The sequence below is a fragment of the Mycolicibacterium agri genome (genome assembly GCF_002553505.1).
In the GTDB taxonomy this organism is placed as follows: domain Bacteria; phylum Actinomycetota; class Actinomycetes; order Mycobacteriales; family Mycobacteriaceae; genus Mycobacterium; species Mycobacterium agri.
The window spans coordinates 1-7374 of the sequence record NZ_PDCP01000150.1 but is presented as its reverse complement, the minus strand read 5'-3'; the positions used below and the strand labels follow the sequence as shown (position 1 = coordinate 7374).

The following is a 7374-nucleotide window of genomic DNA, read 5'->3' as shown; positions in this document are numbered from 1 at the left end:
GAGCGGGGCCGTTCTCATCATCAGATCGTCGTCCACCCCATTGACGCCATCATCGTCATCCTGAGCGACGCGCAACAGTCACCACCAACCCGATTTTCATGCCGGGCCGCGTCGAGCCGCTCTACTCCGAATGGCTGACCTTCATTGGCATCTCGGTGGACCACGCCGAGAACCGCAACGCCTACATGGACGCCACGCTGGCCTACCGCAACGCGTGTCTGAACGCGATCGAATATCTGAAGAAGTGGGGCTACACCGGCGAGCAGGCATACCTGATCCTGGGCACCTCGCCGATCGAGGGCCGGATCGGTGGCGTCGTCGACATCCCGAACGCCTGCTGTTCGGTGTTCCTGCCGACCGAGATCTTCGACTTCGACATCCGCCCTGGCGGAGCCGGTCCGCAGAAACTCGACCGCGGCCAAGTGGCCGTCACGTCCTGACTCGGGGGCAGAGCCGGGCGCGCGGCCAAAGACCCGCGCCCTCGTCAATCTGGAGAGGAGACGCGGATACAGGAGGTCGGTGTCACAAGAAGAGGACGAGCACGGGAGAACCAGAATCGGAGTGTTCGGCTCAGCTCGGAATGACCGCCGCGTGAAATGCGGGGCAAACCAGTAGGTAATCCGAGCCGATGCTTCTCGCCTTCGATGAATGGCTGCCCCCAAATCAGCAGCAACCGCCAACCGACAAGAGGAGAACTTGATGGACGGAATTCATGACACCGGTGGTATGACCGGTTACGGATCAGTTGCCTACCAGAAAGATGAGCCGTACTTCCACTACAAGTGGGAAGGCCGCGTGCTATCGCTACTCACCTGGCTGCATTTAAGGGGAGTGTCGTGGTGGGACAAGTCTCGGTTTTTCCGGGAAATGATGGGCAACGAGAATTACGTAAACGAGATTCGCAATTCCTACTACACGCACTGGCTTAGTGCTGCCGAGCGGATTCTGGTATCGGAACGGATCATCACCGAGGAAGAGCGGAAGCACCGCGTCCAGGAAATTCTCGAGGGGCGATACGAGGAACGCAATCCCACGCGCGAGTTTGATCCGGCCGACATTGATAAAGCGCTCGATGCTCTGCACGAGCCTCGATCTCTGGTCCTTCCAGGGCCGGATCCGGCTTTCAAGCCGGGCGACGAGGTCAGGGTCAAGAACATGAATCCACTCGGCCACACTCGGTGCCCGAAATACGTACGCAACCGCGTTGGCAAAGTGGTCACTTCACACGGCCCACAGATCTACCCGGAAAGCAGTTCGGCCGGCCTTGGGGATGATCCGAAGCCGCTGTACACGGTGTCATTCAAATCCAGGGATTTGTGGGGAGACGATGGCAACGAGCGCGACATCATCTACGTGGACCTGTGGGAACCATACCTAGTTTCGGCGTGAAAGGGCACCAAAGAATGACTCAACATGTGAACAAATACACTGAATACGAGGCTCGTACCAAAGCAATCGAGACGTTGCTGTACGAGCGCGGCATCGTCTCGCCGAAGGCCGTTGATCGCATCGTGTCCTATTATGAAAACGACCTCGGGCCCATGGGCGGCGCTAAAGTCGTCGCGAAATCGTGGGTCGATCCCGAATATCGGGAATGGCTCAAGAAGGATGCCACGGCGGCAATTGCTTCACTGGGCTATGCCGGCGAACAGGCCCACCAGATCACCGCCGCATTCAACGACCCAAAGACCCACCATGTGGTGGTGTGCACCCTGTGCTCGTGTTATCCGTGGCCCGTTCTGGGCCTGCCTCCGGCGTGGTACAAGAGCATGGAGTACCGGTCCCGAGTTGTCGCTGATCCACGAGGCGTTCTGCGCACGGATTTCGACTTGTCGATTCCTGATGACGTCGACGTTCACGTCTGGGACAGCAGTTCTGAGATCCGCTATATCGTTATTCCGGAACGGCCGGCGGATACCGAGGACTGGTCCGAGGAAGACCTCGTGAAGCTCGTCACTCGGGACTCCATGATCGGCGTACAGAAAGCGCTCAGCCCGCAGCAGGTGGCGGGATGACTCGCAATTCTATGGATGAGCTGCTGCCGACCAAGGCTCAAATCGCGCCTCCTCGCGATAATGGCGAATTGGTATTCAGTGAGCCATGGGAGGCGACGGTTTTCGGTGTGGCTGTCGCACTGTCCGACCAAAAGTCCTATGACTGGGAGTTTTTTCGGGCGAGGCTCATCAACTCCATCGCCGCATCGGATGGATGCGAGGCCTACTACGAGAGTTGGTCGAAAGCACTGGAAGCCAGCGTGGTCGACTCCGGGCTGCTCAGTAAAGAGGAGATCGCAGAACGGATGTCGTCGCTCGGTCACACAGGCTGATCAGCGGTAACCCACTCAGAAAGATGGTCTCTCCCGGGTTCGCCCGGGAGAGACCGTCTCAGGATCCTCGCGGCCGGGACGCCATCGATATCCGCGCTCGGCTGCCCATCGCAGCATTTCCGGTGAACAGGGACAGAAGGTCAGAACAGGAGCGTTGAATGCACATCGCCGAGGGGTTCCTGCCCCCGATCCACGCCGCGGCCTGGACGGTGGCGGCGGCGCCGTTTGTCATCCACGGGGCCATCGCAGTGGTGCGCCAGGTTCGAACACACCCCGAGACCCGGCTGTTGCTGGGCGCGGCCGGCGCTTTTACGTTCGTCCTGTCCGCGATCAAGCTTCCGTCCGTGACCGGCAGTTCCAGCCACCCGACCGGAACCGGTCTGGGCGCGGTGCTGTTCAGACCTCCGGTCATGGCGTTCCTCGGGACCGTTGTGCTGCTCTTCCAAGCACTGCTGCTGGCGCACGGCGGGATCACCACCCTCGGAGCCAACGCCTTTTCGTTCGCGATCGTGGGCCCGTGGGTTGGATATGGTGCGTGGCGGCTCGTGGTAGGGCTCGGCGCGCCTAAAGCGGTCGGCATCTTCGCCGCGATGTTCTTCGCGGACATGGCGACCTACTGCACTACTTCACTGCAGCTGGCGCTCGGGTTCCCCGACCCGACAAGCGGCCTGCTCGGCGCCGGGGTCAAGTTTCTTTCGGTGTTTGCGGTGACCCAAATTCCTTTGGCGGTAATCGAGGGTCTGCTCGGCGTCCTCGTCTTCGGCGTCCTGCAGCGTGTGGCCGGCCCCGAGATGATGAGGCTTGGCGTCTTGCGTAAGACGAACCTCGCTGGGAATTCTCGATTGGAGGGCGACCGTGTCGCGTAAGACAACGATCACCACGTTGCTGATCCTCAGCGCCATCGTCGGGATCTTCGCTGTATCACTGTGGCTCCATCGGGATACCCCCGAGGACTCCAGCTTCATCGGCACCGACTCGGCGGTTACCGAAGCGATCGAGTCCGCCCACGACTATGAACCGTGGTTCTCCAGCGTGTTCACTCCCGGGTCGGGCGAGATCGAATCGGGACTGTTCGCATTGCAGGCCGCGTTGGGCGCGGGCGTATTCGGGTTCGCGATCGGGGCCCTCTGGCAGCGTCGTCGCGATGTGGCCGGTGCGCCCGATTTGAGCGCCAAGGCGACCACCGATGATTGAAAACCAGTCAAGGATTTAGTGGGCGACAATGGGCTTGAGCGCGGGCACGATCGACGCGGTGGCGTGGCGTAGTCCATGGCGTAGCCGACCCGTCGCGGAGAAAGCGGTCCTCTTCGGTGGACTGCTGGTGTCGGCACTGGTCTTGCCTACATGGCCGGCTGCACCGCTGCTGATTTTGGTGTGCCTTTTCGCCGCGAGGCTGGCCGGTGTCCCGATCCGGCATCTGATTGGGTGCTTGAAAGTGCCGGCCGCATTCATCCTGACGGCGGCCGCCTCAACGATGATCTCGGTCGACCTGACCGAGTGGGGTTTCTCGATATCACACGATACGGTCAGTGGCGCAGCTTCTTTGGTTGCTCGTGCGATCACCGCGTCGATGGCAATGCTGTTGTTCGCCTCGACGACACCGATGACGTCGCTGACCGCAGCCTTGCGTCAGGCGCGGGTGCCCCCCGCATGCGTGGATGTGATCACCGTGATGTACCGGCTGGTGTTTGTGCTGTTGGAGTCGATCGCCGTCATTCACCAGGCCCAGGTTTCGCGCCTCGGTTACACCAGCGCACGGCGCGCGGTCCGCTCGTCAGGCTTGCTGACAGCTGCGGTACTCGTCCGATCTTTGACGCAGGCGCAGAGGCTGGAGCAGGGCCTGGCCGGCCGGGACTTCGGTGTCCCGATGCCGATCCTCGGCGAGGCTCGGATCCACCCCAGGTTCGTGGCGCTCTCCTCGTTGACGCTCGGGGCGGTAGCTGCGGTTTCACTGGCCACGGGAGCGCTGCTATGAGTCACCGTGCGGTCAGCGCACAGAATGTCGCGTTCACATATCCGTCGGGAGTCGAACCGCTCATCGATGTCTCGGTGGACATTGCGCCACGCTCTCGTGTTGCGTTGCTCGGCGCCAACGGCTCAGGCAAGACCACCCTGCTGCGTATCCTTGCCGGCTCGCTGAAGCCGGCGCGGGGATCCGTCCACGTCGACAACGAGCCACTCCGCTACGACCGCAAAGGACTGCGCGCACATCGGGAAGCGGTGCAGCTGGTGCTGCAGAATCCTGACGACCAGCTCTTCTCGGCGGATGTAGTTCACGATGTGGCATTCGGTCCGGTGAACCTTGGCCTTGGCACCGCCGAGATCTTCGAGCGAGTCAACGATGCGATGGCGCTGTTATCCATTGAGCAGCTCGCCGACAGGCCCACTCACGAGCTGTCGTACGGCGAGCGCAAACGAGTGGCGATCGCCGGCGCGATGGCCATGCGCCCTTGCGTCCTGCTGCTCGACGAACCGTCCGCGGGGCTCGATCCGGCGGGTGTCGAGGAGATGTTCTTCGCGCTCGAGAAGCTCGAACGAAACGGCACCACAGTCGTGTTGTCAACCCATGACACCGCATTGGCGTTGGAATGGGCCGACTCGGTGGGTGTGGTCGAGACCGGTACGGTGCGGCAGGGCGACCCCCGGCTGCTACTGGCGGAACAGGAACTGGTGGCCGCCGCACGGCTACGGTCACCGTGGCCGTTGGAGCTGGCAGCGAGTCTCGCGTCCTCGGGCCGGATCGCCGATGGCGCGACTCCACGCAACATCAAAGAAGTCTGTCAAGAGATCGAGCGTGGTTCGTCACCCGTTATCCGCTACGGACAATCGAAGGTATAGGACTGATCGCTTGGTATGACTACTTATTCGAGCAACCCGGGCAAGAAAAATGTGGGACGTCGGAACCAGTCCCCGCCCTGCTATTCCACAAATTGGCGTTCCACTCTCAAAGTTAGGCCGAGATGAAAGCACCACATACCTTGACCACTGCCTATCCACCGCCCGCCGACTTCGCCGCGCAGGCAAACGCGACTGCGGAACTGTACCGCGAAGCCGAGCGGGACCCGCTTGCGTTCTGGGCCGCGCAGGCCAACCGATTGTCTTGGGACACACCGTTTACCGAGGTACTGGACTGGTCGGACGCGCCGTTCGCGAAGTGGTTCATCGGCGGCAAGCTCAACGTCGCCTACAACTGTGTCGACCGGCACGTCGAAGCCGGCAACGGCGACCGGGTGGCCATCCACTGGGAGGGCGAACCGGTCGGTGACGCCCGCACCCTTACCTATTCGGATCTGCTGGCCGAAGTGTGCAGGGCGGCCAATGCGCTGACCGATCTCGGCTTGGTCGCCGGAGACCGGGTCGCCATCTACATGCCGATGGTGCCCGAGGCCATCGTGGCGATGCTGGCCTGCGCCCGGCTAGGCGTGATGCATTCCGTCGTCTTCGCCGGCTTCTCGGCGACAGCGCTGCGAGCCCGCATCGAGGACGCCGAAGCCAAACTCCTCATCACCACCGACGGCCAATATCGCCGCGGAAAGGCCGTGTCGCTCAAGGAATCGGCAGACCAGGCCGTCGCCGGACAACCGTCCGTCGAACATGTCTTGGTGGTGCGGCGCACCGGCATCGACACGCCGTGGACCGAGGGCCGCGACCTGTGGTGGCACGACACCGTCGCAAACGCCTCCCCCGAGCACACCCCGCAGGGGTTCGATTCCGAGCTTCCGCTGTTTCTCCTGTACACGTCGGGCACCACCGGAAAGCCCAAGGGTGTCGTGCATACCACGGGCGGCTACCTTGTCCAAACGTCCTACACCCACCACAGCGTCTTCGACGTCAAGCCCGAAACCGACGTGTTCTGGTGCACAGCGGATATCGGCTGGGTCACCGGACACACCTATATCGTGTACGGGCCGCTGTCCAACGGCGTCACCCAGGTGGTCTACGAGGGCACTCCCACCTCGCCCACCGAGCACCGGCATTTCGAGATCATCGAGAAGTACGGTGTGACAATCTATTACACGGCGCCGACGCTGATCCGCACGTTCATCAAGTGGGGCCGCGAGATCCCTGATGCGCACGATCTGTCCAGCCTGCGACTGCTCGGGTCGGTCGGCGAGCCGATCAACCCGGAGGCGTGGCGCTGGTACCGCCACGTCATCGGTGCCGACAAGACTCCGGTCGTCGACACCTGGTGGCAGACCGAGACCGGTTCGATCATGATCTCGCCGCTGCCCGGCGTGACCGCGGCCAAACCGGGTGCGGCGATGACGCCGCTACCGGGAATCTCGGCGAGGGTCGTCGACGACGACGGCAATGACGTCGAGCGCAGCGTCGACCGCGACCAGCAGGTCACCGGCTACCTGGTGCACGATGCGCCGTGGCCGTCGATGTTGCGCGGTATCTGGGGCGACCCCGAGCGGTTCAAGGAGACCTACTGGTCCCGTTTCGCCGAACAGGGTTGGTACTTCGCCGGTGACGGCGCCCGCTACGACGCCGACGGCGACATCTGGGTGCTCGGCCGCATCGACGACGTGATGAACGTATCGGGTCACCGCATCTCCACCGCGGAGATCGAGTCGGCGCTGGTCGGTCATTCCGGTGTGGCGGAGGCCGCCGTCGTCGGCGCCGCCGACGAACAGACCGGCCAGAGCATCTGCGCGTTCGTCATCCTGGAGTCCAACGTGGCTGACAGCGAAGACATGGTTGACGAACTCCGCGGCCGGGTCGCCGAGGAGATCTCACCGATCGCCCGGCCGCGGGAGATCTACGTGGTGCCCGAGTTGCCCAAGACCCGCAGCGGCAAGATCATGCGCAGGCTGCTGCGCGACGTGGCCGAGGGCCGCGAACTCGGCGACACCTCAACACTGGTGGATCCCAGCGTGTTCGAGGCGATCCGCGCCGCCAAGTAGGCGCGCATCAGGTGACACGACTCCCGCGCCCAACGCCGCCGACGGTTACGGGGGCCGCGGGCGGCTAGGAGCCTGCTGAATTAATCCCGCGTGGCGGGCGTGGTTCTGCTGGGGTTTTCGGGATGATTGACGGGTGCAGGG

Annotated in this window: 9 protein-coding genes; all 9 read left to right on the top strand. The window is 62.8% G+C overall.

Going from position 1 to position 7374, the window contains the following annotated elements; all coding sequences use genetic code 11:
* The first annotated feature begins 92 nt into the window (after window positions 1-92).
* The 9 genes from CQY20_RS32680 (at window position 93) to acs (ending at window position 7233) form a co-directional block, all read left to right on the top strand.
* Window positions 93-440 carry an acetamidase/formamidase family protein gene (locus tag CQY20_RS32680; protein WP_272938848.1) on the top strand — a complete coding sequence of 116 codons (348 nt, stop codon included), beginning with the start codon at window positions 93-95 and terminating at the stop codon, window positions 438-440.
* Window positions 441-648: 208 nt separating this feature from the next.
* Window positions 649-1389: a nitrile hydratase subunit beta gene (gene nthB, locus CQY20_RS32675; protein ID WP_097945314.1), complete on the top strand. Its 741-nt coding sequence runs from the start codon at window positions 649-651 to the stop codon at window positions 1387-1389.
* A gap of 14 nt (window positions 1390-1403) precedes the next feature.
* On the top strand, window positions 1404-2015 hold the full coding sequence (nthA, locus tag CQY20_RS32670) for a nitrile hydratase subunit alpha (RefSeq protein ID WP_097945312.1): 612 nt from the start codon (window positions 1404-1406) through the stop codon (window positions 2013-2015).
* Between the two features lie 11 nt (window positions 2016-2026).
* Entirely contained in the window at window positions 2027-2326 is a 300-nt protein-coding gene (locus tag CQY20_RS32665; RefSeq protein ID WP_207767365.1) for a nitrile hydratase accessory protein, read from the top strand.
* A 158-nt stretch (window positions 2327-2484) separates the two neighbouring features.
* Window positions 2485-3192 carry an energy-coupling factor ABC transporter permease gene (locus CQY20_RS32660; RefSeq protein ID WP_097945308.1) on the top strand — a complete coding sequence of 236 codons (708 nt, stop codon included), beginning with the start codon at window positions 2485-2487 and terminating at the stop codon, window positions 3190-3192.
* The gene (locus CQY20_RS32655; RefSeq protein ID WP_097945307.1) at window positions 3182-3520 is read left to right on the top strand and encodes an energy-coupling factor ABC transporter substrate-binding protein; all 339 of its coding nucleotides are present in this window, start codon (window positions 3182-3184) and stop codon (window positions 3518-3520) included. The genes CQY20_RS32660 and CQY20_RS32655 overlap by 11 nt, the downstream gene beginning before the upstream one ends.
* A gap of 28 nt (window positions 3521-3548) precedes the next feature.
* Window positions 3549-4301 (top strand): cobalt ECF transporter T component CbiQ, encoded by a 753-nt coding sequence (gene cbiQ, locus CQY20_RS32650; RefSeq protein ID WP_097945305.1) that lies wholly within the window; start codon window positions 3549-3551, stop codon window positions 4299-4301.
* Window positions 4298-5164: an energy-coupling factor ABC transporter ATP-binding protein gene (locus tag CQY20_RS32645; RefSeq protein WP_097945303.1), complete on the top strand. Its 867-nt coding sequence runs from the start codon at window positions 4298-4300 to the stop codon at window positions 5162-5164. The genes cbiQ and CQY20_RS32645 overlap by 4 nt, the downstream gene beginning before the upstream one ends.
* A 122-nt stretch (window positions 5165-5286) precedes the next feature.
* Window positions 5287-7233, top strand: coding sequence for an acetate--CoA ligase (gene acs, locus CQY20_RS32640; RefSeq protein ID WP_097945301.1), 1947 nt, complete (start codon window positions 5287-5289; stop codon window positions 7231-7233).
* Window positions 7234-7374: the final 141 nt, after the last annotated feature.

What these genes read in the sequence shown, in the direction of transcription:
- CQY20_RS32660 (WP_097945308.1), top strand. Translation starts at nt 2,485, where the DNA reads ATGCACATCGCCGAGGGGTTCCTGCCCCCGATCCACGCCGCGGCCTGG.
- nthB (WP_097945314.1), top strand. Translation starts at nt 649, where the DNA reads ATGGCTGCCCCCAAATCAGCAGCAACCGCCAACCGACAAGAGGAGAAC.
- cbiQ (WP_097945305.1), top strand. Translation starts at nt 3,549, where the DNA reads ATGGGCTTGAGCGCGGGCACGATCGACGCGGTGGCGTGGCGTAGTCCA.
- nthA (WP_097945312.1), top strand. Translation starts at nt 1,404, where the DNA reads ATGACTCAACATGTGAACAAATACACTGAATACGAGGCTCGTACCAAA.
- CQY20_RS32665 (WP_207767365.1), top strand. Translation starts at nt 2,027, where the DNA reads ATGGATGAGCTGCTGCCGACCAAGGCTCAAATCGCGCCTCCTCGCGAT.
- CQY20_RS32645 (WP_097945303.1), top strand. Translation starts at nt 4,298, where the DNA reads ATGAGTCACCGTGCGGTCAGCGCACAGAATGTCGCGTTCACATATCCG.
- acs (WP_097945301.1), top strand. Translation starts at nt 5,287, where the DNA reads ATGAAAGCACCACATACCTTGACCACTGCCTATCCACCGCCCGCCGAC.